The 26,090-nt window shown below is 50.0% G+C and carries 22 protein-coding genes; 8 read left to right on the top strand and 14 right to left on the bottom strand.

Annotated elements, in window-relative coordinates:
- Positions 1–130: 130 nt before the first annotated feature.
- The 7 genes from lpdA to sdhC form a co-directional block, all read right to left on the bottom strand.
- Positions 131–1,573: a dihydrolipoyl dehydrogenase gene (lpdA, locus tag ACJJIC_RS08395; RefSeq protein WP_252082924.1), complete on the bottom strand. Its 1,443-nt coding sequence runs from the start codon at positions 1,571–1,573 to the stop codon at positions 131–133.
- A 64-nt stretch (positions 1,574–1,637) separates the two neighbouring features.
- A complete protein-coding gene (gene odhB, locus ACJJIC_RS08390; protein WP_444884076.1) occupies positions 1,638–2,831 on the bottom strand; it encodes a 2-oxoglutarate dehydrogenase complex dihydrolipoyllysine-residue succinyltransferase in 1,194 nt (397 codons plus the stop codon).
- Positions 2,832–2,877: 46 nt separating this feature from the next.
- A complete protein-coding gene (locus tag ACJJIC_RS08385; protein ID WP_252082927.1) occupies positions 2,878–5,706 on the bottom strand; it encodes a 2-oxoglutarate dehydrogenase E1 component in 2,829 nt (942 codons plus the stop codon).
- Between the two features lie 207 nt (positions 5,707–5,913).
- Positions 5,914–6,618: a succinate dehydrogenase iron-sulfur subunit gene (locus ACJJIC_RS08380; protein WP_252082928.1), complete on the bottom strand. Its 705-nt coding sequence runs from the start codon at positions 6,616–6,618 to the stop codon at positions 5,914–5,916.
- A gap of 19 nt (positions 6,619–6,637) precedes the next feature.
- Positions 6,638–8,410 (bottom strand): succinate dehydrogenase flavoprotein subunit, encoded by a 1,773-nt coding sequence (sdhA, locus tag ACJJIC_RS08375; protein WP_252082930.1) that lies wholly within the window; start codon positions 8,408–8,410, stop codon positions 6,638–6,640.
- A gap of 3 nt (positions 8,411–8,413) precedes the next feature.
- The gene (gene sdhD / locus ACJJIC_RS08370; RefSeq protein ID WP_252082931.1) at positions 8,414–8,782 is read right to left on the bottom strand and encodes a succinate dehydrogenase, hydrophobic membrane anchor protein; all 369 of its coding nucleotides are present in this window, start codon (positions 8,780–8,782) and stop codon (positions 8,414–8,416) included.
- Positions 8,776–9,150 (bottom strand): succinate dehydrogenase, cytochrome b556 subunit, encoded by a 375-nt coding sequence (gene sdhC / locus ACJJIC_RS08365; protein ID WP_252082932.1) that lies wholly within the window; start codon positions 9,148–9,150, stop codon positions 8,776–8,778. The genes sdhD and sdhC overlap by 7 nt, the downstream gene beginning before the upstream one ends.
- A 442-nt stretch (positions 9,151–9,592) precedes the next feature.
- Here sdhC and gltA point away from each other — a divergent pair, with 442 nt between their 5' ends.
- From gltA to ACJJIC_RS08340, 5 genes are all read left to right on the top strand, one after another.
- Complete coding sequence (gltA, locus tag ACJJIC_RS08360) at positions 9,593–10,882, top strand: citrate synthase (RefSeq protein ID WP_252082934.1); 1,290 nt, start codon at positions 9,593–9,595, stop codon at positions 10,880–10,882.
- A gap of 318 nt (positions 10,883–11,200) precedes the next feature.
- Entirely contained in the window at positions 11,201–11,737 is a 537-nt protein-coding gene (locus tag ACJJIC_RS08355; RefSeq protein ID WP_444910255.1) for a hemerythrin domain-containing protein, read from the top strand.
- A 700-nt stretch (positions 11,738–12,437) separates the two neighbouring features.
- Complete coding sequence (locus ACJJIC_RS08350; protein WP_444910256.1) at positions 12,438–14,468, top strand: FAD-dependent oxidoreductase; 2,031 nt, start codon at positions 12,438–12,440, stop codon at positions 14,466–14,468.
- Positions 14,469–15,821: a cytochrome c3 family protein gene (locus tag ACJJIC_RS08345; protein WP_444910257.1), complete on the top strand. Its 1,353-nt coding sequence runs from the start codon at positions 14,469–14,471 to the stop codon at positions 15,819–15,821. It begins immediately after the preceding gene.
- A 12-nt stretch (positions 15,822–15,833) separates the two neighbouring features.
- On the top strand, positions 15,834–16,382 hold the full coding sequence (locus ACJJIC_RS08340) for a Tll0287-like domain-containing protein (protein ID WP_252082940.1): 549 nt from the start codon (positions 15,834–15,836) through the stop codon (positions 16,380–16,382).
- A gap of 588 nt (positions 16,383–16,970) precedes the next feature.
- On the opposite strand, the gene ACJJIC_RS08335 is transcribed toward ACJJIC_RS08340, so the two are convergent.
- A complete protein-coding gene (locus tag ACJJIC_RS08335) occupies positions 16,971–17,180 on the bottom strand; it encodes a DUF3820 family protein (protein WP_445356759.1) in 210 nt (69 codons plus the stop codon).
- 152 nt (positions 17,181–17,332) lie between these two features.
- On the opposite strand from ACJJIC_RS08335, the gene ACJJIC_RS08330 reads away from it, so the two are divergent.
- On the top strand, positions 17,333–17,602 hold the full coding sequence (locus tag ACJJIC_RS08330) for a YMGG-like glycine zipper-containing protein (protein WP_252082942.1): 270 nt from the start codon (positions 17,333–17,335) through the stop codon (positions 17,600–17,602).
- Positions 17,603–17,744: 142 nt separating this feature from the next.
- Here ACJJIC_RS08330 and ACJJIC_RS08325 read toward each other — a convergent pair whose 3' ends face one another.
- Genes ACJJIC_RS08325 through dcd form a run of 3 tightly spaced genes read right to left on the bottom strand, consistent with a single transcriptional unit; the run spans position 17,745 to position 19,738 of the window.
- Positions 17,745–17,930 (bottom strand): hypothetical protein, encoded by a 186-nt coding sequence (locus tag ACJJIC_RS08325; RefSeq protein ID WP_252082943.1) that lies wholly within the window; start codon positions 17,928–17,930, stop codon positions 17,745–17,747.
- 1 nt (position 17,931) lies between these two features.
- Entirely contained in the window at positions 17,932–19,140 is a 1,209-nt protein-coding gene (locus tag ACJJIC_RS08320; RefSeq protein ID WP_444902931.1) for a BaiN/RdsA family NAD(P)/FAD-dependent oxidoreductase, read from the bottom strand.
- A gap of 28 nt (positions 19,141–19,168) precedes the next feature.
- A complete protein-coding gene (dcd, locus tag ACJJIC_RS08315; protein WP_444900087.1) occupies positions 19,169–19,738 on the bottom strand; it encodes a dCTP deaminase in 570 nt (189 codons plus the stop codon).
- Positions 19,739–19,942: 204 nt separating this feature from the next.
- Here dcd and imuA point away from each other — a divergent pair, with 204 nt between their 5' ends.
- A complete protein-coding gene (imuA, locus tag ACJJIC_RS08310) occupies positions 19,943–20,650 on the top strand; it encodes a translesion DNA synthesis-associated protein ImuA (RefSeq protein ID WP_445356758.1) in 708 nt (235 codons plus the stop codon).
- Between the two features lie 21 nt (positions 20,651–20,671).
- Positions 20,672–21,916: a Y-family DNA polymerase gene (locus ACJJIC_RS08305; RefSeq protein WP_445356757.1), complete on the top strand. Its 1,245-nt coding sequence runs from the start codon at positions 20,672–20,674 to the stop codon at positions 21,914–21,916.
- Positions 21,917–22,120: 204 nt separating this feature from the next.
- On the opposite strand, the gene ACJJIC_RS08300 is transcribed toward ACJJIC_RS08305, so the two are convergent.
- The 3 genes from ACJJIC_RS08300 to ACJJIC_RS08290 are packed head-to-tail and all read right to left on the bottom strand — an operon-like array spanning position 22,121 to position 26,065.
- Entirely contained in the window at positions 22,121–23,650 is a 1,530-nt protein-coding gene (locus ACJJIC_RS08300; protein ID WP_445356756.1) for a spermine/spermidine synthase domain-containing protein, read from the bottom strand.
- Positions 23,647–24,249, bottom strand: coding sequence for a fused MFS/spermidine synthase (locus ACJJIC_RS08295; protein ID WP_445356755.1), 603 nt, complete (start codon positions 24,247–24,249; stop codon positions 23,647–23,649). The genes ACJJIC_RS08300 and ACJJIC_RS08295 overlap by 4 nt, the downstream gene beginning before the upstream one ends.
- Positions 24,239–26,065 carry a phosphoethanolamine transferase gene (locus ACJJIC_RS08290; protein WP_445356754.1) on the bottom strand — a complete coding sequence of 609 codons (1,827 nt, stop codon included), beginning with the start codon at positions 26,063–26,065 and terminating at the stop codon, positions 24,239–24,241. The genes ACJJIC_RS08295 and ACJJIC_RS08290 overlap by 11 nt, the downstream gene beginning before the upstream one ends.
- Positions 26,066–26,090 lie beyond the last annotated feature (25 nt).

Genomic DNA, 26,090 nt, shown 5'->3' with positions numbered 1-26,090 from the left:
ATTAATTGCAGATCTCTCTGCACCTGAAAGACAAAACTCAAAATTTCCGTCGTTGCAAATTTTGAATTCCGCAAATGAAACCGGGGCGCTAATTAATCAATAATTAGTGCCCCGACATCGAAAAAACTTCTTACTTGCGCTTCTTGCGATTTACGGTGTGAATCGCATGACCGTTCACGCCCAATGCCGCTTCTTTCACGGTCTCAGACAGAGTCGGGTGTGCGAATACGGTCATACCGATATCTTCGGCGCTGGAGCCGAATTCCATCGCGATCGCCACTTGCTGAACCAGATCGGCAGCAGACGGGCCAACGATGTGGGCACCCAGTACACGGTCAGTTTCCGCGTGAGCGATGATTTTCACAAAGCCCTGGGTATCGTTGGCGGCCATAGCGCGACCGTTGATCGCAAACGGGAAGCTACCTACGTTGTAGGGCTCGCCATCGGCCTTCACCTGCTCTTCGGTGCGACCAACCGCAGCGATTTCCGGGTGGGTGTAGATCACGTTGGGGATCACGTCGTAGTTCATCATTGGCTTCTGGCCGGCGATGCGCTCAGCGACTACAACGCCCTCTTCAGAAGCCTTGTGTGCCAGCATCGGACCGCGTACCACGTCACCGATCGCCCATACGCCCGGTGCAGAAGTCATGCACAGGTCGTTGACGTAGATAAATCCACGCTCATCCATCTTCACGCCGGCATCTTCAGATAACAGGCCTTCGGTATAAGGACGACGGCCAACGCAGACGATCAGCTTGTCGAAAGTTTCCTGGTGCTCTTTACCATCCTTGTCCTGGTAAGTAACAACCACTTCCTCGCCCTTCACTTCAGAACCGGTTACGCGGCAAGCGAGGCGGATATCCAGGCCCTGCTTCTTGAAGATCTTCTGGGATTCTTTGGCAACCTGTTGGTCCATGATCGCCAGGAACTTATCCATCGCTTCCAGAACAACGACTTCGGAGCCCAGGCGATTCCATACTGAACCCAGTTCCAGACCGATAACGCCGGCACCGATAACGCCCAAACGCTTGGGCGTTTCAGAGAATTCCAGAGCGCCGGTGGAATCGACAATAATTTTATTGTCCACCGGAGCCGGGGGAATGTTTACCGGTACAGAACCGGAAGCCAGAATGACATTTTCGGCTTCGTAGACAGTGCTGTTGCCTTCGTCGTCGGTCACTTCCACTTTCTTGTTGGCCAGCAGTTTACCGGTACCGAAAATGGAGGTCACTTTATTGGCGGTGAACAGGCCAGCTACGCCGCCGGTCAGTTTCTTAACGATCTCGCCCTTGCGCTCGATCATCTTGCTCACATCCATCTTGACCTTGCCGACTTCAATGCCGTGCACGTCGAGAGCATCTTTGGCCTCGTGGTACTTCCAGGAGCTGTCCAGCAGTGCCTTGGAGGGAATACAACCTACGTTCAGGCAGGTACCGCCGTTAACGTATTTACCTTCCTTGTTTTTCCACTTTTCAATACAAGCAGTCTTCAGGCCCAGCTGAGCGGCACGGATGGCAGCGACATAACCACCAGGACCAGAGCCGATTACGATTACGTCAAATTTTTCCGACATGATCAGTTCCAGATATTTCTAATGCAGTGTGATCGAGGGGCCCGCAGGCCCCAGAACTTATTTTTTAAACTTCGAGCAAGATACGCGCTGGATCTTCGATCATTTCCTTGATCGCTACCAGGAAGCCAACCGCTTCTTTACCGTCGATCAGACGGTGGTCATAGGACAGCGCCAGGTACATCATCGGCAGGATTTCCACCTTGCCATTTACCGCCATCGGGCGCTCCTGGATTTTGTGCATACCCAGAATTGCGGTTTGCGGCGGGTTCAGGATCGGAGTGGACAGCAGGGAGCCGAATACACCACCGTTGGTAATGGTGAAGGTACCGCCAGTCATCTCTTCGATAGACAATTTACCATCGCGGGCGCGAACACCCAGATCGCGGATATTGTTTTCCATATCCGCCAGGCCCATGTTTTCCGCATTGCGCAGAATCGGTACAACCAGGCCTTTCGGAGAGGAAACCGCTACACCGATATCCTGGTAACCGTGGTAAACGATATCGTTACCATCGATAGACGCGTTCACCGCGGTGTAGCGCTTCAACGCTTCTACCGCAGCTTTCACGAAGAAACCCATAAAGCCCAGGCGAGTGCCGTTGTGGGTTTTTTCGAACAGGTCTTTGTAGTTCTTGCGCAAGTCCATGACCGGCTTCATGTTCACCTCGTTAAAGGTGGTGAGCATGGCGGTGGACTGGGAGGCATCCAGCAGGCGTTCAGCAATACGCTTGCGCATGCGGGTCATAGGAACACGCTTCTCCACGCGCTCGCCCGGAGCAACAGCCACTTCAGCAGCAGCGGCGGGAGCAGCAGCGGCAGGCGCAGTGCCAGCTTTCATTACGTCTTCTTTGAGAACACGGCCACCCTTGCCAGTGCCTTCAACACCCGCCAGATCGACACCCTTCTCAGCAGCCATTTTCTTAGCGGATGGCATGGCAATTTTGTCGCCAGCAGCGGGGGCAGCCGCTTCGGCAGCCGGAGCTTCTGCTTTTTCTGCCGCCGGGGCAGCGGCCGCGCCAGCGCCCGCTTCAAACTTGGCAATCACTTCATTGGAGAGGACGGTATCGCCCTCCCCCTTGATGATTTCAGTCAGCGCACCATCGGCAGGTGCAACAACTTCCAGCACAACTTTATCGGTCTCGATGTCCACGATCAGTTCATCGCGGGACACAGCTTCACCGGGTTGTTTATGCCAGGTGGCGACAGTTCCGTCCTGAACAGATTCAGGGAAAGTTGGCGCTTTAATCTCGATCGTCATTTTTTCTGTTTCCTGAGATTGACTCTTCACTTATTACTGCCGCCGGTTACTTGACGGTCAGCGCCTCGTTGATGAACTTATTCTGTTCTTCAAGGTGCGTGGACATATAGCCTGCCGCAGGTGCTGCGGATGGGGCGCGGCCCACGTATTCCAGATCCAGCTTCGGATGGGTTTCCGACAGGAGACGACGCAAGTGGTGCTGGCTGGAGTACCAGGCGCCCTGGTTCATGGGCTCTTCCTGACACCAGGCAACACTCTTGATCTTCTTGAATGCGGATACCGCTTCCACAAACTCTTCGTCTGGGAATGGGTACAGCTGTTCGATTCGCACGAACGCAACATCTTCCTGCTCACGCTCCATACGGGCTTCCAGCAGGTGGTAGTAAACCTTGCCGGAGCACAACACCAAGCGTTTCACTTTTTCTGGGTCTACGCCCTGGTCCTGGATCACGTTATGGAAGCGGCCTTCGGCCAGCTCTTCCAGGCTGGAGGTGGCCAGCTTGTGACGCAAAATCCATTTCGGGCTCATAATCACCAGCGGACGACGCATCGGGCGTACCGCCTGACGACGCAGCAAGTGGAAGATCTGTGCCGGAGTAGTGGCATTACACACCTGGATATTGTGCTCGGCACATAGCTGCATAAAGCGCTCTAGACGTGCGGAGGAATGCTCCGGACCCTGGCCTTCGTAGCCGTGCGGCAGCAGCATTACCAGGCCGCACATACGGCCCCACTTGTGCTCACCGGAAGTGATGAACTGGTCGATTACTACCTGGGCACCATTGGCGAAATCACCGAACTGAGCCTCCCAAACCACCAGGGATTTTGGTGTAGTGGTGGCGTAGCCGTATTCAAACGCCAACACTGCCTCTTCAGACAGCAGCGAGTCGTAGATGTAGAAAGGCGGCTGGTCTTCGAACATATGCTGCAAAGGCACATAGCTCTGGCCATCTTTCTGGCTGTGAATCACCGCGTGACGGTGGGAGAAGGTTCCGCGACCCACATCCTCACCGGTAAAGCGGACCATAAAGCCCTCTTCCAGCAAAGTGCCATAAGCCAAGGTTTCCGCCATGCCCCAGTTCAAGGGCAGTGCGCCACCGGCCATCTTGCGGCGGTCATCGTAAATCTTGGAGACCTGGCGCTGCATCACAATGCCATCGGGCACAGCGGTCATACGGTTGGCCACATCCTGCAATTTCGGCAGCGCATAGCCAGTATCTGCAGCTACTTGCCAGTCGTGGCCCAGGTAGGGGCTCCAATCTACAAACATGGAGGAGTCCGGCTGCTTCACCAAGCCAGTGGCCACGTCCTCACCCGCATCGAGTTTATCGCGGTAGTCGTTGGCCAGTTTATCCGCAGCAGCCTTGTCGAGAATGCCCTCACCCACCAGCTTCTCGGAGTAGAGGGTACGGGTAGTTTTATGCTTGCGAATAGTCTGGTACATCAGCGGCTGGGTACCAGAGGGATCATCGGTCTCGTTATGGCCGCGACGACGGTAGCAAACCAAATCGATAACGATGTCTTTCTTAAATTCGTAGCGGTAGTCCACCGCCAGCAGCGCGGCCAATACGACCATTTCCGGGTCGTCGCCGTTTACGTGCAGCACCGGCGCATCGATCATCTTGGCCGGATCGGTAGAGTACTCAGTGGAGCGAGCGTCTTCGCGCTTGCTGGTGGTAAAGCCCACCTGGTTGTTCAGTACGATGTGCACAGTACCACCGGTGTAGTAACCGCGGGTCTGAGACATCTGCAGGGTTTCCTGCACCACACCCTGACCGGCAAAAGCCGCGTCGCCGTGGATGTTAATCGGCATTACTTTCTCACCAGTCCCGTCTTTACGACGGTCCTGGCGAGCGCGTACAGAGCCAACCACCACAGGCGCACTGATTTCCAGGTGCGACGGGTTAAAGGCCAGCGCCAGGTGTACTTCACCACCGGGAGTCATTACGTTGGAGGAGAAGCCCTGGTGGTATTTCACGTCGCCAGAGGTATCCAGAGTTTTCTTGCCCTCGAACTCTTCGAACAGGTCCGATGGGTTTTTACCGAGGATATTCACCAGGGTATTCAGACGGCCGCGGTGGGCCATGCCGATCACGATTTCCTTCACCCCGTAGGTACCGGAGCGGCGGATCAGGGCGTCCATCATCGGGATCAGACTCTCACCACCCTCGACACCAAAGCGCTTGGTACCCGGGTATTTGGAATCCAGATGGCGCTCCAGGCCCTCTGCTGCAGACAAGCGCTGCAGGATTTCAATCTGGATATCGGTGCCGAAGTTGGCCTTGGACTGGCTGCGCTCCAGGCGCTGCTGAAACCACTGCTGCTCTTCCAGATTGGAGAGATGCATGATCTCTGCACCCAGATTGCCACAGTAGGTGCGCTCCAACCCCTCTACGATCTCACGCAGGGTCGCCTCTTCTTTGCCAAGGAACAGGCTACCGGTATTGAAGGTGGTATCGAAATCACCCTCAGTCAGGCCGTGGTAGCTCAACTGTAAATCGGGCACCTGCTCGCGGGCCATCAGGCCGAGCGGGTCCAGGGTCGCTTTCTTATGGCCGCGATGGCGATAGGAATCGATCAGCTGCAGAACTTTAATCTGCTTGCGCTCGTGTTCGATATTGACGGAGCCGGAACCTGGCGCCGCTACTGGGCGCGCGCGGTGTTTGCTGAGCAGCTCGAAGTGCTGGCGCACTGCGGCGTGAGAGACATCGCTGCTGCCCTCAACACGGGGGAGGCTGTCGAAGTAATTGCGCCACTCCTCCGGTACACCGTTGGGGTCGTGCAGATAGGTCTCGTAAAGCTCCTCCACATAGGCAGCATTGCCCCCGGAGATATGGGAGCTACGCCACAGCTGCTCCATGGTACTTTCGTGCATTTTGATGCCTACCTCGATTGCAGTGGACTCTCATCGCTACAGCCACTGCGCTTTCCTTCACTCACAAAAGGGGAGGCGCACAAAGCCACCTCCCCTTTTTAATTTAATACCGACCGGAGCCGGCTTTTGTATTAGATAAGCGCCCTACCTGGCACCGGGCCCACCAAAGGTGAGCCCTGAAGACTGCTTTGCAGCCTTCATTAATCCCTATACAGCACGCGTCAGCAGCATATTGCGAATATGGCCAATGGCGCGAGTCGGATTCAAACCCTTAGGACATACGTTGACACAGTTCTGAATACCGTGACAACGGAACACACTGAAGGGGTCGTCCAGGTTGGATAGACGTTCGTCAGTGGCCAGGTCGCGGCTATCCGCCAGGAAGCGGTAAGCCTGTAGCAGGCCGGCCGGACCGATAAACTTGTCCGGGTTCCACCAGAAGGACGGACAGGCGGTGGAGCAGCAGGCACACAGGATACACTCGTACAGACCATCGAGCTTTTCGCGATCCTCTGGGGACTGCAGGCGCTCAATCGCCGGTGCCGGAGTGTCATTCTGCAGATACGGCTCAATCTTTTTGTACTGCTCGTAGAACTGTTCCATATCCACAACCAGGTCGCGAATCACAGGCAGGCCCGGCAGCGGACGCAGAATCAGTTTACCCTTGGGGGCAGCTTCAGACAGTGGCGTAGTGCACGCCAGGCCATTGCGGCCGGAAATATTCATACCGTCGGAACCACACACACCTTCACGGCAGGAGCGGCGGAAGGACAGGGTCGGATCCTGAGCCTTGAGCAACTCCAACACGTCCAACACCATCAGGTCCTTGCCCTGAGTGTCGAGCTGGTAGTCCTGCATGTAAGGCGCTTTATCAGTTTCCGGGTTGTAACGGTAAATGCTTACTTTCAACATACTCTATTCCGCTCCCGAATCAGTAGGTCCGAGCTTTCGGTTCAAAGGCTTCCATGGTGGTCGGTGCAAAGTTTACCGCACGCTTGCCAACACGCTTCTCAGTTGGGAAGTACATGGAATGACACAGCCAGTTTTCGTCATCGCGCTCCTGGAAGTCTTCGCGGGCATGGGCACCGCGGCTCTCAGTGCGGGTCTCCGCGGCAATCGCAGTGGCCTCGGCAACTTCCAGCAGGTTCTGCAGTTCCAGCGCTTCGACACGGGCGGTGTTAAACGCACGGCTTCTGTCGTCCAGGCGTACATTCTCAATACGCTCACGCAGGTCAGCCAGCTTCTTCACACCTTCCGCCATGTAGTCGCCGCGGCGGAATACGCCGAAGTGATTCTGCATTACACCTTGCAACTCTTTGCGCAGGTCCGCAGCTTTCTCACCGGTTTCGTTGGTTTCCAGTCGGTTCAGACGCGCCATCGCCGCTTCCAGATCGGACTCGGACGCTTCGCGGTGCTCAATACCTTCACGCAGTGCCTTCTCGATAAATAGGCCGGATGCGCGGCCGAATACCACCAGGTCCAGCAGCGAGTTACCACCCAGGCGGTTAGCGCCGTGTACAGATACACAGGCAACCTCACCACAGGCGTAGAAGCCGTCGATGATCTGGTCGTTGCCCGCAGCGTCCTGGGTCAAGGCCTGGCCGTGAACGTTGGTGGGAATACCGCCCATCATATAGTGACAGGTGGGAACAACCGGAATCGGCGCCTTAACTGGGTCGACATGGGCAAAGGTCTTGGACAACTCACAGATACCGGGCAGGCGGCTGTTGAGCAAGTCTTCGCCCAAGTGATCAAGCTTCAGGAACACGTGATCGCCCTCGGGGCCACAGCCGCGGCCATCGAGAATCTCAAGTACCATGGAACGGGCTACAACATCGCGAGAAGCGAGGTCTTTAGCGTTGGGCGCGTAACGCTCCATAAAACGCTCGCCGTCTTTGTTGATCAGGTAGCCACCCTCACCGCGACAACCTTCGGTCACGAGTACACCGGCACCGTAAATACCAGTCGGGTGGAACTGCCACATCTCGATGTCCTGCACAGGCATACCTGCGCGCAGGGCCATACCGACACCGTCGCCGGTGTTGATGTGTGCGTTAGTGGTGGAGGCGAAGATACGGCCGGCACCACCGGTAGCGAATACGGTCGCCTTGGACTTAATAAAGACCACTTCGCCATCTTCGATGCACATGGCGATCACACCCACCACGGCACCGTCCTGGTTCTTCACCAAGTCAATCGCAAACCACTCGTTCAGAAACTCGGTTTGGTGCTTAACATTATTCTGGTACAGCGTGTGCAGCAGTGCGTGGCCAGTACGGTCGGCGGCAGCACAGGTACGGGCTGCCTGGCCACCGCGGCCGAAATCTTTGGACTGACCGCCGAATGGGCGCTGATAAATACGGCCTTCCTCAGTTCGGGAGAAAGGCAGGCCCATGTGCTCCAGCTCAAATACCGCTTCGGGGCCTACAGAACACATGTATTCAATCGCTTCCTGGTCACCGATATAGTCGGAGCCTTTAACGGTGTCATACATGTGCCAGCGCCAATCATCATTGGGGTCAGAGCTGGCAATCGCACAGGTAATACCACCCTGGGCGGATACCGTGTGAGAACGGGTTGGGAATACCTTGGTAATTACCGCAGTTTTATAGCCGGACTGGGCCATCTGCAGAGCCGCGCGCATACCAGCACCGCCGCCACCAATCACAATCCCGTCAAAAGAAATAGTTCGCATGTTCGCCATTGCTTATACACCCCAAAGAATTTCAATGCCCCACACCGTGTAAAGCACGGCAACCGCAGCCAGGATCACTTCTACGAACAGGCGCAGAACAGTGGCCTTACCGCCCATCACCCGGTTGGTGATGTAGTCGGTAACCACAGACCAGAGGCCGATCCAGGCGTGAATCACGGTGGACAGCAAGGCAACCAAGCTGAATACACGCATCCAGCGCTGGGCGAACAATTCAGACCAGGCCTGGTATCCGAAGTCTTTGGTGAAAAAAATAAAGCCCACTATAAAGAGGACGTAAGCGAGCAGTATTACTGCGGTAACGCGCTGGTAGAGCCAGTCGAATGTGCCGCTACGGCCGAAGCTAGTTACTGTTCTTACCACAACCATACTCCCACTAAAAGAATAAGGATTACACTCACCACCAGCACGGCAATTGCGCTGCGGCGACCACCTTCGAGGCTCTCACCCATACCCATATCCATAAACAGGTGACGCACACCGGCCAGCAAATGGTAAATAAGAGCTGCCAGAGAGGCCCACAGGATGAGCTTGGCTGGAATACTGTTAAATGCTGCCGCCATATCGGCGAAGCCCTGTTCGGATTCCAGACTGGCATCGAGCATGCAGAGCAGCAACGCCACAACGGCGAAGAGCACCACACCGGATACACGGTGCAAAATGGAAACCAAAGCGGCAGCGGGAAGCTTTATAGTGGAAATGTCTAAATTGACAGGTCTGTTTTTGTTCACAGGAAAAACACCTTGTTGCCCTGAACGACCGGGCGCCCGTTAGCTTTTCAAATTGGGAGGGACGAGCTGCTTGCTGATCACTTTGCACTCGACCTGATGAAGCCTTGTACAAAGTAGCCGTACCATGGCGCAAGCCGCGCGGATTATAGGCATTCGATAGTCAAAACACAACGAACGCCTAGGAATACGCCACCTCAGCGCACCTCGCAGGCACAGGATTTAGCTCAACGGGATTTCCGCAGATTTTTGCGCCCACGACCAGGCAAAAGCTCTACCAGCCCACGCTGTCGCCGAATATCCTGTTGTCGGCCGACTGGCCGTCCACCCCTTTGGGTTTGACAATTTGCGGCGCGGCACTTAAGTTTGGCCCCGCTCAAAAGGCCGCCAGCACCCGAAAACACTAGGAAAAGGCCGCCATAAGAACAGTTTTTAGGAGTCCGCAATGTCCGATAAAAAAGCGCACCTCACAGTCGATGGTATCGACGGCGCTCTTGAGATGCCCGTTCGCTCCGGCACCCTCGGCCCCGATGTGATCGATGTCGGCGGCCTGACCAGCAAAGGCTTTTTCACCTACGACCCGGGCTTCGTATCCACCGCCTCATGTGATTCCAAGATCACTTTTATTGATGGTGGCAAAGGCCAATTATTGCACCGGGGCTACCCCATCGAGCAATTAGCAGAAAAATCCGATTATCTGGAAACCTGCTACCTGCTGATGAATGGTGAACTGCCCAATGCAGAAGAAAAGAAGAAGTATGTAGACACTATTATGTCTCACACCATGGTTCACGAATCCCTGGTGAGTTTCTTTAAAGGCTTCCGTTACGATGCCCACCCGATGGCAATGATGTGTGGCGTAGTGGGTGCTCTCGCCTCCTTCTATCACGACTCCCTGGATATCACCAATCCAGAGCACCGCGAGATTTCTGCGCACCGCCTGATTGCCAAGATGCCAACCTTGGCAGCCATGTGCTACAAGCACTCCCAAGGCATGCCCTTCATGTACCCGGACAATAGCCGCAGCTATTCCGAGAACTTCCTGCACATGATGTTTGGCAATCCCTGCGAGCCCAGCAAGATCGATCCGGTTGTCGCCAAGGCAATGGACATCATCTTCCTGTTACACGCTGACCATGAGCAAAACGCCTCCACCTCTACCGTGCGCCTGGCGGGCTCCTCTGGCGCCAACCCCTTCGCCTGTATCTCCTCCGGTATCGCTACCTTATGGGGACCCGCTCACGGCGGCGCCAACGAGGCAGTACTGAACATGCTGCAGGAAATCGGCGATGAGAGCCGTATCGACGAATTCGTGAAGCGCGCCAAAGACAAGAATGACCCCTTCCGCCTAATGGGCTTTGGTCACCGCGTCTACAAGAACTTCGATCCTCGCTCCCGCGTAATGCAGGGCATCTGCGATGAAGTTCTGGGAGCCATGGGTGCCGAGAACGATCCACTGCTGAAGATCGCCAAGAAGCTGGAAAAAATCGCCCTTGAGGACGATTACTTCGTTGAGAAGAAGCTCTACCCGAACGTCGACTTCTACTCCGGTATTATTATGAAGGCTATCGGCATCCCCACCGATATGTTCACCGTAATTTTTGCCACCGGCCGCACTTCAGGCTGGATCGCACACTGGAACGAAATGATTTCCAACCCGTACAAAATTGGTCGCCCTCGCCAGCTTTACACCGGCTATGCCCAGCGCGATTATGTTCCACTGGAACAACGCTAATAAAGCTCAAAATAAAAAACCCGGCAATGCCGGGTTTTTTATTTCCTGAAATAACCACCTGGAATTTAAAAATATTCAACAAAATTCAAATAACGCAACAACCTAGACCTCCATTAATTGTGACGAGGTTCTCAATATTAAAATTCTCACCCTGATGCAACTCCCGCCACACAGAAAAACACCTGTCATGCAATGTAAAATCCGCGCCTCTCGGACCGGGTGAATTTGCTGTGTAGTTACCGCACCTCAGCGACTACCCACCCGCGGTTTCCCTTACCCATACAACACACAAAATTAAACCTATTAAGGGCACAGCATATGCTTAGCTTTATCTCCGGCATGTTCAGAGGTAGCAAGACCTCCGACAGCGTCGATCTGGAAGAAAAATATACCCGCAGCAACTATGCCAGCGCTAAAGGCAGCCGCACAATTTCTTACGACCCAACTCTGATCAAAGCCCTGGAGGACGATCACCGCCACTTAATTGGCATTTTCCAGCGTATGTGGTCCGAAGGCTTTGAAAAGCAAAACTATCGCCAACTGTCACAACTACTCACTCAATTTAAGTCCGGCTTCCAGGCACACCTGATAAAGGAAAATGTTCGCTTCTACGTCTATCTGGAGCAGGCCCTCGCCGGCGATGCGCACACACTGCAGGTTGTAAAAGATTTCCGCACCGATATGAATGAAATCGCCAATGCCGTGGTGCAATTCTGCAAGCGCTACAACCATGAAGCCTTCACCCCGGAAATGGTTCGCGACTTTAAAATGGATTACCAAAAGATAGGTGAGGCACTCACTCGCCGCACCGCACTGGAAGAAAAAGAACTTTACGTTCTCTATCAGCCCTCCTAAGTATTTTCGGACTAGAGAGGTCCAGTTCGTTACTCAACATCTACAGGAATTAGGCGTGAGCCAATGAGTGAGTAACAACTTATTAAAAAATACTTTGAATGGATGTCTGCGACCCACAAGGACGGGGCGCAAACCTTTTCCCCTTAGAAGCCTAGCTCCAGGCCCTCGCTGACTCAAAATATTTTTCTAAAAACCGCTTGCCAACCCAAAAGCGTTAGACGCATACCCGACAGGTAAGTGAAAATTATTTTGGAATTATTTCGGATAAGCGTATCTAGCCCATAAGAGTGGAGTGCATATTTTTTAGCTTATTTAAAGCTACACCCCAAGGCTAATCAAACTTACCCACCTAATAGGTATTGACAGCGAAGACCTGATTAAAAATTTTTCCTCACCAAATAAAAAGTGGCAACCACAATCAGGCCAGCCACTTTTTTTTGCTGAAGCTAGCATCAAAAAAAGCGAACAATAACAACAACTTAAAAAAACTTTCCAGCCTGACCTCCCATACCTTCCTATTCTCTCTCGCGATTTCTATTCAACACTAGACGTTTATTTAATTTTGTTTAAACATATAGAAATTAGAATTTAAAAAAACTCATAACGGTGGAATATTGGTCTAGGAAGTTCTGAAAGCTTTGTGGCTTAAAACAAAAAGGACAAAAGGCCAGTAGTAAAAGCCGGGGGATTCGGGGGAAATATGACTGAACTAGAAAGTTCAGCTGCTCGTCAATATTTACCAGATGGCGCCCGCACCAGCGACAGCAGCTATCCGATTTATGTAATTGTAGGCACTGGACCGGTCGGGGTTCGCTGTGCACAAAAGCTGCTTGAGTTCTGTGACGAAGCGCAAATTGTTATCTATGGAGCGGAAACAGAATCACCTTATAATCGTGTAAAATTATCACAGTACCTCTCTCGCCATGTGGAACGGGAGGAACTGGATAATCCCATCCTAGGTAAAACTGACCACCGGCTCGCAGAATATATCGACCGTAAAATCGTCTCTATAGACCGTGTCAAAAAAACGGTAACAGATGCTGCCGGTAATATTCAGCCCTACACCAAGCTGATTCTAGCCACCGGCTCCAACCCCAAAATTCCCGCAATACCCGGTGCAGGATTACCCAGCGTTTACCCCTTTCGCAGCCTGCGCAATACCAATGATCTAATCGCCCTGCGGGAGCGGCACGCCGATATTTGTGTGATCGGCGCCGGCGCCCTGGGGCTGGAAGCGGCAACGGCTCTAAAAACACCGAAAAATACTGTCACACTTCAATCCCGCGGAAAATTACTAAGTGGCCTTTTAGGTGAGGAAGGCGAAGAGTTTTTAAAATCCTCTCTTGCCGCCCTTGGTGTGCAGCTGAAAACTGGCTCAATTCTTAAGTCAATTGAGCAGCAGGAAGAAAAATCCCATTTACACTTTGAGGATGGCGAAAACCTCTGCGTCGATGCTATTGTTCTTTGCACTGGTATTCAGCCGGAAGTCGCCCTTGCCCAAAAAGCCGGACTAAAAATCGATAGAGGGGTTGTAGTCAACGAATGGATGCAAACCTCCGATCCGGATGTTTACGCAATTGGTGAATGTGCCGAGTTTGATCAAAAGGTGTATCAGCTGGTTCGCCCCGGTTATGAGCAGGCGGAAAGCTGTTGTTCACATATTCGCCGCGAACATGGCGGGGAGATTTTAGAGCGCCCCTACTCCGGCAGTTACACAGATATCCAACTCAAAATCGCCCACATTCCTTGCGCTATTATGGGAGACGTTGCCTCCGACAACCTTCATCAGCAGGGTAATTTACAGAGTCACGTTTTCCGTAATCGGTTCAAGGGTATTTATCGCCGGCTATTTGTTCAAGATGGGCGCATTCTCGGTGCTATTTATATTGGCAGCTGGGATGAGGCCAACAGCTTGCGCCAAGCGGTGGCTCAGGAGGAAAAAGTCAGTGCTCAAGCGCTTAAGCAGTTTGCAGACGAGGGCCGTCTATTTGGCCTACAGGCGTCAAACAGTATCAAGAGTTTTCCCGACAGCTACCTGGTGTGCCAGTGTAATTCCGTCAGCAAAGGGGAATTATGCAAGGCTATTTCCGAAGGCAAGCGCACGTTAAACGAACTACAGCAGGCAACCACCGCCGGATCTGTCTGCGGCAGCTGCCGGCCCTTAATGGCCGAGCTACTCGATACCCCTGCGCCTAATCTGGTTATGCGCCACGCCAAGGGTATATTAATCACTTCGATTATATCGTTACTTTTAATTACCTTGTCATTCCTTATGCCACCCCCGCCAATATCTGACTCTGTGCAGGCCGGCCAATTCTGGGAAAAACTCTGGTATGACAACTTCTGGAAACAGGTAACCGGCTACACGATCCTCGCGCTATGTTTTTTTACCGCTGCACTCAGTGTGCGAAAGCGCTGGAAAAAACTATCTTTCGGCCATGTAGATCACTGGCGCTACGCCCACAGCCTTACTGGGGTGGTTGCCGTGGCCGCACTCGCTGTGCACACAGGCTTCCGTATGGGGCAAAACCTCAACCTCGCACTCATGCTGGTCTTCCTTGGGGTTACTGCTACTGGCTCCCTTGTTGGTGTTTTTATGGCCCGCAATCATCACTGGACCGATCTCAGACTACGCGAACATCGCAAGTGGTGGTCACGCGTTCACTACGCCTTACTTTGGGCACTGCCGGTACTCCTCGCCTATCACATTCTTGCGGTTTATTACTTCTAAATGAAATCTTATCAATTTAAATTTTGGCATTACGGACTACTGTTGACGCTGGTTGTAGGTGCCTACGCTTCCTATAACCTAACGGCAGATGACAAGTCTTTATTTATAACTGGCGAGCCCACACATGGCCATCATCAGATAGAGCTCGCTTGTACTTCTTGTCATACCGATGGGTTTTCAGGGGAAGAATCTATTCAGCAATCTTGCCTAAGCTGCCACGCAGAAGAATTAGAGCTGGCCGATGACTCCCATCCACGCAAAAAATTTCTCGACCCTCGTAACGCCCAATTGCTGGAAACCCTGGATGCGCGTCAGTGCATCAGCTGCCACACAGAACACAAACAGCAAATTACTCGCGAAATGGGTGTCAGCCTGGCCGGGGATTTCTGCTTTCATTGCCACAGCGAAATTGCCGAAGAGCGCAGTAGCCATGAAGGTATGGGCTTCGAGACCTGTGCCAGTGCCGGCTGCCACAACTACCACGATAACGGCACCCTTTATGAAGATTTCTTAATCGCCCATGTCGGACAACCCGATCTGCTCGAGGAGGCAAAGCTTCCGGCACGTACCGCCATGCAATCCTGGTTACAGGAACATCCCGATGCTCAGCCCCTACAGATGCAGCAGGCGGATATACAGGAAGAAACTGCAACTGCAGAAATCGCTGCGGCTTGGGCGCAAAGCCCCCACTCTCAAGTGGACGTGAACTGCAGTAGCTGCCACACCAATGGACAGATGCAATTTACTAGTGCTGAGGTTGTTGAACAGTGTGCAAGCTGCCACAGCGAGCAACGGGAATCTTTTACCCAAGGTAAACACGGAATGCGCCTCTCATCCAAGTTGCCACAGGAATTTGTTCAACAGGTTGGTGCCATGACGCCACACCAGGCCTGGATACCCATGCAGTCTGACGCTTCCGGGGAACTCAGTTGCACCAGTTGTCACGGCCCCCACGATGTCGACTTGCAGTTCGCAGCTGTGGAATCCTGTCTCAGCTGCCACAGCGATGAGCACAGCTTGGCCTACAAGGAATCGCCGCATTTCAATACCTGGCAAGCAGATCCAGAAAACGGCGTTAGCTGTGCCAGCTGTCACTTGCCGCGGGAAACCCACGGAGAACAGGTTGTGGTCAATCATAATCAGAACCACAATCTCCGCCCCAATGAAAAAATGTTGCCTGTCTGCCTGAACTGTCATGGAGCGGAGTTTTCCCTGGCAGCCATGGCGGACGAAAAACTGATCTCTCAGAATTTCAAGCATAAGCCTGCGGATAAGCATGAAACGTTTGACTTAATCCGCGACCGCATTGCAAGAATTTCCAAAAGCAAAAATAAGCAAACACAATCCCAATAGGAGGGGAACACTATGCGTATTGCCGCTTGTTTTATCGCCGGACTGGCCCTACTCACTGGCTGTGAAAAAAACCAGGGCGTGGCACCGGAGCGAATGGCGGATGCTATCTTTGCCGTGATTGAGGCAGACAGAGCCAATTACACCAACAAGGTAGTTAACCGTTTGCAAAATGAGGAAAAAGTTCTGGATGCCGACGAGCACTGGCAGGATAAAAAATTGCTGCCGTTGCCCGCACAAATGATGCGAATGGGTGCTGAGCGAGTCGCGGAAAAAGAATCCGGCTTCAGCTACGCCCTGCTGTCCCTATGGCCGGTAAACAAACAGAACAAGCCGCGCACCGAAATGGAAAAGCAAGGTTTGCAGTTTGTCATCGACAACCCAGGTAAAAATTTCTATGGCCGTGAGACACTCGGTGATACCGAATACTTTACCGCGGTTTATGCCGATGTGGGTGTATCCCCAGCTTGTGTCAGCTGTCACAATGACCACGCGGATAGTCCACGCGATAATTTTGAGCTTGGCGAAACTATGGGTGGTGTAGTTGTTCGTATACCACTTTAATTTATCGCTTGAACTTTCTTAGCTGATCCAGCCCCGGTAAATCCACTGCCGGGGTTTCCCCCAACGCTCTCTATATTTAACAATCAACGATTTTCTTTTATCCCACAGAGCTAATTGCAAAATTTCTCCGAATTCCAATATTTACCGATAAAAACAAGCAAAATATAAAGAGAAATTAAGAAAAATATTTTGAGTAGGTACAATTAATTAGCGGCCGAATTCATTTCGACCGCTCCCTCTTTAATATGACTGGCTCTACTCCCGCTTTAACCTCGCTGAAATCATTCAGACCAGTGGTCACCCGCTGTGGGCCTATTTCCGGGTTAGTCCAGTCTCCATTACGGACCGCTTGTTGTTAACGCTTCGCTCCGCAAAGCTTACCTAGGCATTTACATATTAGACTCGCAACCTAGAAAATCAAAATCAAGCTACTGGTATAACATGCTCTTAACCAAGCTAGTAAGCATTTTTTCCACAAAAAATCATGGAAAACGAAACAAAGAAAAGAGCAGCCTAGGAGTTTTTAAAGTGGTCACTTGCTTAGATTTTTTTGACTTTTACCAAGAGACAACAATGAACATCTTCAGATTATTTTAACGGCGCAATCAGCCCTTCCAGCCCTTCAATTTTGATCTCCAATGTCAGAGCCATCAACTGCCCCAACTTCCCAGTAGGAAAACCCTTTTTGGCAAACCAAAGCAGGTACTCCTCAGGAAGATCGATAAGTACTCTACCCGCATACTTACCGAATGGCATTGAAGTTTGGGCAATATCAATCAATTGTTGCTTTTCAAACATCGCAAAATCCTTCAAATCTCTTATTTTGTGCTATACGCAGCCCACAGCTTAGATATTTGTTGCTGACTTATCTCCACCCTACACTGGCTGCGAAATTATTCGGTCTGTCTTACCGAATATCTATCCCTCAAGCATCACTGAAAGGGGTGACTATGCGTATCAAAGCGATTAAATACCTCAGCTTAACCGCAGTATTGGCCCTAGGCCTCGGCGGGCAAGGCTGTGCCAATATGAGCGATACCGACCGTCGCATCGGAACCGGCATCGGCGTCGGTGCCGTTACCGGCGCCCTAATCAGTGGAGGTCGGCCCGGTGGCACCGCAGCAGGCGCCGTGATTGGCGCAGGGGCAGGCTATCTCTACGATAGAGAAAGAAAACGCAGAGACTATTATCGCTATCGCGGAGGCTACTATCGCTATTAGTGTTTAATGGAGAATCGTCAGGCTCAGAGTTAATGCATGGCGCAACCCCTGGTGCGCCTAACGCACCAGGGGTGGTCAGGGAAGAGAGTTACTAGGAAAATAAGCAAAATTCAGCTAGCTGCATGTTCTCTAGCGAGCCACTCTAAAGCAACTTGGTCTTGGTTTTTCCACAGCGCTCACAGCAATACTCTGTGACGAGCTTGCCCTGCTTAACATCAAACTTGCGCTCGGTAACCACTTTCCACTTGTGAAAACCTTCCCGGCAAAGAGTGCTGCCTTTGTGTTTCTGCCAGGTGGTTTTTCTTTTAAAAGGAATCACATCTCCCATATTAGGCGACCTCCCCCGCCGCGTGCCCAGAAGCCCAGGCCCACTGAAAATTAAAGCCCCCCAGCCAGCCAGTCACATCCAGCACCTCGCCGATAAAATACAGCCCTGGCTGGGTTTTGCACTCCATAGTACGCGAAGAAATCTGATCTGTATCTACGCCGCCGAGGGTAACTTCTGCAGTGCGATAGCCTTCGGTGCCATCGGGAACCAGCGTCCAGGCTTGCAACTTAGCTCCGAGTTCCTGCAGCTCTATTTCAGTAAACTGCTTGAGGGGACGGCTGTCGATATGCTGCCGCTGCAGGAAAAACTGCACAAGCTTCTTAGTCCAAAGCTCAGCCAAAACACTGTGCAAGTGAATCTCCGGGCTCTCCCGGCGGCGCTGTTGCAGCCAATCGGCCAGATCACGATCCGGGGCCAGATCGAAAGTCACTTTTTCGCCTTCGCGCCAGTGGCTGGATATTTGTAACACTGCCGGTCCACTTAAGCCTCGGTGAGTAAACAGCATCTGCTCGTGAAAGCTACCCTCACCACAGGAGGCCGTCACACTAAGCGAGCTGCCCGGTAGGCTACCCTGTCGCTCCAAATGGCGCTTGTGCTGGGTAAAGGGCACCAAGGCCGCACGAGTGGGAATGATATTGAGCCCAAACTGGCGAGCGATATCATAGCCAAAGCCCGTGGCCCCCATGGTGGGTATCGACAATCCACCAGTAGCCACGACTAGGGACTCACAGTGAACCGTCCCCAGGCTGGTCTCAACACGATAACCACCCTGCCCCGACTCTACTGAGGATATGGTACAACGGGTGCGAACCTGAGCTTTGGCTGCACGGCACTCCGCCAATAGCAGGTCGAGAATATCCTTGGACTTGTTGTCGCAAAACAATTGGCCCAGTGTTTTCTCGTGGTAGGAAACCCCATGCTTATCCACCAATGCAATAAAATCCCATTGGCTATAACGCGCCAGGGCAGATTTACAAAAATGGGGATTGCGGCTATAGAAATTTTCCGCACTGGTGTAGAGGTTGGTGAAATTACAGCGCCCACCGCCGGACATCAGGATCTTCTTGCCAACTTTATTGGCATGATCCAATACCAGCACACTGCGGCCGCGCTGGCCGGCAGTGGCGGCGCACATTAAACCCGCTGCCCCAGCGCCGATAATCAGTACATCGACACTTTTGGGCAGCTGGCTATGGGATACATCACTCATGAATTAGGGCTGCGCAATCACCCAAGTATCAGGTACGAGGCAGGGTCACGCCGCGCTGCCCCTGGTACTTACCACCGCGATCCGCATAGGACACATCGCAGACTTCATCAGACTCAAAGAACAGCATCTGCGCTACACCTTCATTGGCGTAGATCTTCGCCGGCAGATTAGTGGTATTTGAAAACTCAAGGGTCACATGCCCTTCCCACTCCGGCTCCAGCGGCGTTACATTGACGATTATGCCGCAGCGCGCATAGGTGGATTTACCCAGACAGATAGTCAGTACTGAGCGCGGAATACGGAAATACTCCACTGTGCGCGCCAGGGCAAAGGAGTTCGGTGGGATAATACAGTACTCCCCTTCCACATCGACAAAGCTGTTTTCATCGAAGGTCTTGGGGTCCACGGTAGCCGAATGCACGTTGGTAAAGATCTTAAACTCGCCAGCACAGCGCACATCGTAACCATAACTCGAAGTACCGTAGGAGATGAGTCGCTCGCCATCATTGCCATGGCGCACCTGGCCCGGCTCAAAAGGCTCAATCATGCCGTGCTGCTCAGCCATGCGGCGAATCCACTTATCGGACTTGATACTCACTCCGTCCCCCTAAAAGAATAATCAGTGCTCAACAAAAGAGGCGGAATCATAGCCGGTTTAGACTGTGCAAAAAAGTGCCAATCGACGCCTTTCGACCTTGTCGCCAACCACTAACTACTGTATAAATCCACAATAAGCTGTATATATATACAGTCACCTGATTAGATCCGATTGAAGACCGAGACAAGAATGCGGGGTGGCAATGTGAACAAAGCCAAAAACTTCATACAAAACAATCACTTGGAAAACCAAGCCAGCTCCTCGATCAGACTGCGACACTTTAGAGACAAGAAGGCCTGCCAAGCAGCCAATGAACCCCAAAACGCAGGGACCACTACCGGTTTCACCAGCTTGGATGCCCTTCTCAAAGACCGCGGCTGGCCGCACGGTAGCACTACTGAGCTGCTTGTAGCCCAGGCAAACTCCAACGCATTGAGTCTCCTACTCCCTATGCTCGCTGAACTTACCCAAAAGGGAGAGATGGTGGTTCTCATCAAACCCCCATTTACTCCCTGTGCATCAGAACTTGCCCAGCATGGTATCCAACTGGAACAGCTATTATTAGTCCACCCCCGCGACAAGCGAGACTGCCTCTGGGCCATAGAGCAGTCCCTACAATCCGGAGGCTGTTCCGCAGTTTTGAGCTGGCAGGGCGAGCAGGCGATAAGTTATCGAGAGCTGCAGCGCCTGCAGCAATCTGCCGAGGCAAGCAACTGTATTCACTTCCACTTCCGCCCCCTGTCAGAAGCCCCCCGGCCCTCGCCTGCCACGCTACGACTACAGCTGAATAGCAAGCCAGAACAACTTGCCCTCAGACTACTGAAGCAAGTGGGTGGCCCTAGTGGTCAACACCTTCAGCTAAACCTCCTTCAACACAGCACATCAAAACGACACCATCTAGCCCTGCACTAAGCGACATCTAAGGGACTCTCCATGCTCTGGCTCTGTATACGATTTTCCAAACTTCCCCTGGAAGCGCTCACCCGCGCCCAGACGCCAGAGGAAAGAAGCCAACCATTGGCGATAGTGGAAAATCAAATCATAGTGGAGGCAAATAAAGCCGCCTTCAAAAGCGGCATAATCTCCGGCTTGAACTCTGCGACTGCTCAAAATCTATGCCCAGATCTAAAGTTGCTGCAACGAAATAGGGAAAAAGAGCAACGCCACCGAGAAGAGCTGGCGCTATGGGCGTTCAGTTTTAGCCCAAAGGTCTCTATAAGTGCAGAGGATCACAAAGAAGGTAGTCACTCTTCATATCTTTATATTGAACTGGGCAGCGGCTTGAAAACTAATGATGGGCTCAGAGTTTTACTGGATACGATGCAGCAGGAGCTCGCACAAATGAGTATTAGCCACAAGCTAGGGCTTGGCCATAGCCCCAGTGCAGCGCTGCTACTTAGTAAATTACCAGAGCATCAGCAATGGCTGCAGCAAACCCACACCCCACCGACCTTAACGCAATGGAAACAATGGATCAGTATCGCTCCTTGCAAGTTACTAGAGAGCGACAACAAAACCATAGAGCAACTCTATTTCCATGGGTTTAAGAAAGTGGGTCAATTATTAACGACGCCTTTATCAGAGGTTGAAACACTATTTGGACGTGCTTTTATTGATCACCTAACTAGACTTAATGGCAATCGACATAGGTCAACAACCTATAATAGACCATCAATTCAGTTTGAAAATAGTATTTATTTTTCAACGCCAGTAAAAACAAAACAGCAATTAAAACTGGCCTGTACTATGTTTTTTGGACAGTTTAGCATACGAATAAAATACCACAGGGCCTATACCAAGCAGTTACATTGGCAGCTAATAAACGATATAGATGAGATTAAGCACTCTACTGTAGATTTATCTTCCTCCCAAACAGAAATGCAAATAACGCATTTTTTAGATGCGCTTGATTTTAATAAAGTCTTCTTTTACCAGAAAACCCGAATTCCAAGGTTAACTTGCACGAATTTACCACTCAACACTAGAGAAATATTTGACCTGAATATTTCAGAAGGCATATTTAGAAGTAGAGAAAATAATAAACATAAGCTTATAGACAAGCTAATCATGCGCCTAGGACCGCATACATGCTCACAAATAAAACAGAATACTCACTTCAGCTTAACAAAAAAAACATCGCACCCTCAAGATGAACCACAAACACCATTTAAACAATAGCAACATAAATGCATATACTATAATATTCAAAAATCACAAGAAAAAATTAATGCAAAGTTTAATCTCACCCTTCTTATAAAACAGAAAATTTTAAAATACCACTCGTATCACACACTAGAATCAAAATACTCAGCGGCTATTTTCAATGTTATTCACAATGAGTCTAAACTCAACACAAGGAACATCACCTATTACCCCAAATCATCATTTCAAGGAAAAATTCTTTCCATACTTATACTCTGTAAGCATATTATCATCTGTTATTAACTCCGGCTTACGCATCATCCCGGTATATACCATTACCTCTTCCAGCTCCAGAAATTTCGCTGACCTTAATTTATGAATAGAGGCTCTGAACTCTTCATCTTTACAAGATTGCCCTTCAATCTTAATTGGATCTAGATTACAAAGACGATTCTGATTCTCTGCAAATTTTTTATTTAAATCTCTATTTGAAGCGTACACAATATTCTTATACATGTAAGCATAAGGGAAAACATTGAGAGCAGTATAAAAAGAATCTAGAGACCAGGTAGTATTGTAAGTGAACACTCCGTCATCATTTAAGATCGACTGGACATTCTCAAAGAACTCTAGGGACAATAAATTTGTGCTATATGCCCGCCAATGCCACGTGCTATTCATAACAACCAAGTCATACTTAGCCCCCTCCTGAATTGATCTCGCAGCCCATTTTCGTCCATCGGTATAAATAAACCGAAGTCTAGAGTCGGAAAGAATATTGCTCGCACCTGGATATCTGGAAATAATGTCCGAATAACCTGGATTTATTTCAACAACATCAATCCGCTCAACACCCGGAATAGCCGAGATAACTCTAACCCAGGAACCTGAGCTCAAACCAACGACCAGTACCTTCTTAGGGTTTTCATGGAGCCCAGCTAAAACATAAGCCCTGGATATCCCATTTCCATTATCCCCGAGGTTTACATTAAACCCTCCATCATAAACATTGCCACCATATATAGAATCGCTACCTCCGCTGCCATCATTGAGGGTATAAATTACTCCATGCTTATTTTCTAGAAGGTTTGTAATAGAAGTCTGATCTCCATGTTGATAAGAAATCAGTCGCTCCAAAATTGGCTCTTGATGCCAGAGAATAAGAAAGGTAAACGCCCAGCCCATGCCTACACCAGCACCAACTAGTATTCCAATCTGCTTTCTCATAAGGAGAGCCGTGGCCACCAAAACCTCCCCCCCCCCAAGGAGAGCCAAAAGCTCAAACATTGAAAAAATATCAAGCAAATAAAAGCCAACGATTACGGGACCCAAAGCACCACCAAGCACATTACAAAAATAGACCCAAGATAAACTTCTACCGAGCTTATCACCTTTGCGGCTAAACCAATGGTGAACAAGTGGAAAAATAGCTCCCTTTAAACCAGCTCCCAAAGCTATTAGCACCCCAAAAAGTAAGGGCAGCCCATCCATCCTAATTAATATTTCTGTCAATCTTGGGCTCGCCACCACTAAAATTCCTGACAGAAAAAGAAGAATATAAGCCACTTCCTCTGAGGCATTTATTTTTTTTAGCAGTTTAATCCCCAACAAGGCCCCCAGCCCGATACCCAAAATATACCAAAAAAGTACAAACGAGAACGATTGCGGAACAGAATGTGCAAAAAATGAAACGATTCGTACCCAGACAATTTCCTCACCTAAACTTAACAGACCTACGACAAAGGAGAGAAAAAGATAATGAACTCTCAAAGCTTAACCCCAACAAATCGCATAGAAAAAAATGCTACAAAAATATTTAACATCCCACAAAGATAAACAACTGCTTTTATCCCAAAAAAAGAAAACAGAAAAAAACCAGACAACACACACCCCAAAGCAGAACCGATAGTATTAAAAAAATATAAACGCCCTACCGCATCTGCAACTATCATATTTCTCTCAATTAGAGCCACTGAAAGCAACGGAAGGGTGGCGCCCATTAAAATAGTAGGAAACAACAACAAAACAAAGCTATTAATAAAAATTGCCGCAGGATCAAAAACGGTTTCAAGCCGGGAAAATAGCCAGGGCGAACACAAACCAAATACGCCAATTAGCACCTCGCTAACCACGAAAAAAGTAAAACAGTATTTCCTGTATAGATCCGACAAAACACCCCCTAACAACCCCCCTACGCCCACGCCAAGCATAAAAGTAGTAACCACAATAGTTACCGATTGGAGATCAAGGCCATAAACATTAAAGAGCAGTCTTTGCCAAGCAACTTGATACATCAGTGCGGCAACTCCAGATACGGCAAAAAGAATTCCCACAGTAAAACTAACTGAATACTCACTCCTAGTTGACATCGCAGGCCGCTCCTGAAAAAACCTCATCAAAATTGAACTTTTTATCGCCTTGAACCGTTACTATCCGTTGGCCCGCCGAATAATCCTTCAGTAAAAAACTATTCAATTGCCCCTCTCCGATAAAGCCTGTGCCATGTAGCATAGTGTCGAAAAAATCAGCAGAATATAGCGGAGCGCTGATATTATCCTTCAATATCTCACGCAAACCAGAATGAAAGTGAAAAAACTGATCAGAACCCCAAAAAATCACAGGTACACGAAAATTATACTCCGACATAAAACCATGCCCGCTCATATTACACCCTGGTTCAAATATTGTTTGCCCATGATCAGATATATACCAAAGAAAAGAAGTAGAGCCATTTTCAGCAAGACTACTTATGATAGAGTCCAAGATAAAATCGGTATAATAGATACTATTATCATAAGAATTCATCAATTCTTCTTTGCGTTCAAAATCAAAAATATCGACCCACTCTTCTATAGATGGTGCAATCTCAAATCTCTTAAACTCTTCAGGATAACGAAAATGGTAGGGAAAATGACTACCAAGAGTGTGAATAATGATCAACTTCTTTGAATAACCATCTCTTAAAATATCTTCAAATGGCCCTAACGTAACCCCGTCAAACTTCCCCCTAGTTAAGTACATTCCCTCATTTAAATATCTACTCTCATCCGCCAAACTCGCATAGGCTCCAATCATGGTATCGTGCTCACCCACTTGCATCTGCGTAGAAAGCCAATAGACCCTAAAGCCAGCATGCTTTAGATCTGTTATCCAACTTCTCCTTAAGCGAGAAGAGTACAAATCATCCACACTGGTTTTACTTAAAATCGCAGGCACTGAAGCTCGAGTGGAGGACGCCACAGATACCGCATTTGTGAAAGAAAAGACATTACTTCTCTCGCTTAAGCGAGGGGTTGTTTCGCGCTCGTAGCCATTAATTGACCAATGGTCCGCACGCGAAGATTCACCAATAACAAGCACATAAGTTTCACGTTCAGAATACTCAACCCGGGACAAACCAGAATCCACATCCTTAACCTCCTCTATGGAGTCATTAAGGACCTTTAACTTCTGGTAGTATTGATAAGTGCGTAGAATCAATCCGAACGGAAATGAATCCACATAATCATCCAAACCAAAACCTATTCGAATATCAGAGAAGATATCCTCTGTCAACCTCAGCTCATCCCTAGTCAGAGGTTTATCTTCCACGGGGGCTGCCAAAACAATCAAAGTAATAACAATTAAAGAATAGCAAACCCTTGTTCGGTGAAACCAACCAACCTTAGCACGATGAAAAAAGTAAAATAAAAACAATAAAAATAAAATATAGGCCGTCAATAACAAGACATTCATCCACCCGCCCAAGTAACCCAATATCTCTTGGAGGTTGGTCTGCATCACAATAGCAAGGATGTGAGAAGATATAGGAGTTCCATACCGTGTGACATAAGCAATCTCCAGCGGCAGGAAAATAAAAAAAGGCAAATTTAGAACAAACCAGAGGCTAAATCGACCAACAAGTGAAAGTATAAAAAGCTCTATAAAAATTACAGGCAACAATGGGTGAGACCACCCCAGTACTCGCCAAAGAAAATCGCCCTCCCCCCCCTCAAAATTTATCGGAATATCGATAAACTTATTAGATAACAACAAGAAATTAGGCAATAACAACAGTAAAAAACTGCAAACCCCAAAAAAAACAGCAATTTTCTTCCTATGGTTCAAGCCCGCCCCCATTAGTTGTAAAATGTCACTTTTGTATAAAGCAAAAAGCCCCGCGAATGCGAGGCTTTTTTTGCGCAACCTGTATCAAAAGAATACAGGCTAG

It is taken from the genome of Microbulbifer mixtoriginis (SeqCode) (assembly GCF_052468275.1).
This window is presented reverse-complemented; position numbering and strand designations above follow the sequence as displayed.

Coding starts and splice junctions, on each gene's coding strand:
- ACJJIC_RS08345 (WP_444910257.1), top strand. CDS start 14,469: ATGAAATCTTATCAATTTAAATTTTGGCATTACGGACTACTGTTGACG.
- sdhA (WP_252082930.1), bottom strand. CDS start 8,410: ATGGCGAACATGCGAACTATTTCTTTTGACGGGATTGTGATTGGTGGC.
- ACJJIC_RS08380 (WP_252082928.1), bottom strand. CDS start 6,618: ATGTTGAAAGTAAGCATTTACCGTTACAACCCGGAAACTGATAAAGCG.
- gltA (WP_252082934.1), top strand. CDS start 9,593: ATGTCCGATAAAAAAGCGCACCTCACAGTCGATGGTATCGACGGCGCT.
- ACJJIC_RS08335 (WP_445356759.1), bottom strand. CDS start 17,180: ATGTTTGAAAAGCAACAATTGATTGATATTGCCCAAACTTCAATGCCA.
- ACJJIC_RS08325 (WP_252082943.1), bottom strand. CDS start 17,930: ATGGGAGATGTGATTCCTTTTAAAAGAAAAACCACCTGGCAGAAACAC.
- ACJJIC_RS08385 (WP_252082927.1), bottom strand. CDS start 5,706: ATGCACGAAAGTACCATGGAGCAGCTGTGGCGTAGCTCCCATATCTCC.
- ACJJIC_RS08320 (WP_444902931.1), bottom strand. CDS start 19,140: ATGAGTGATGTATCCCATAGCCAGCTGCCCAAAAGTGTCGATGTACTG.
- ACJJIC_RS08295 (WP_445356755.1), bottom strand. CDS start 24,249: ATGTCAACTAGGAGTGAGTATTCAGTTAGTTTTACTGTGGGAATTCTT.
- ACJJIC_RS08305 (WP_445356757.1), top strand. CDS start 20,672: ATGCTCTGGCTCTGTATACGATTTTCCAAACTTCCCCTGGAAGCGCTC.
- ACJJIC_RS08330 (WP_252082942.1), top strand. CDS start 17,333: ATGCGTATCAAAGCGATTAAATACCTCAGCTTAACCGCAGTATTGGCC.
- odhB (WP_444884076.1), bottom strand. CDS start 2,831: ATGACGATCGAGATTAAAGCGCCAACTTTCCCTGAATCTGTTCAGGAC.
- ACJJIC_RS08355 (WP_444910255.1), top strand. CDS start 11,201: ATGCTTAGCTTTATCTCCGGCATGTTCAGAGGTAGCAAGACCTCCGAC.
- ACJJIC_RS08350 (WP_444910256.1), top strand. CDS start 12,438: ATGACTGAACTAGAAAGTTCAGCTGCTCGTCAATATTTACCAGATGGC.
- lpdA (WP_252082924.1), bottom strand. CDS start 1,573: ATGTCGGAAAAATTTGACGTAATCGTAATCGGCTCTGGTCCTGGTGGT.
- ACJJIC_RS08340 (WP_252082940.1), top strand. CDS start 15,834: ATGCGTATTGCCGCTTGTTTTATCGCCGGACTGGCCCTACTCACTGGC.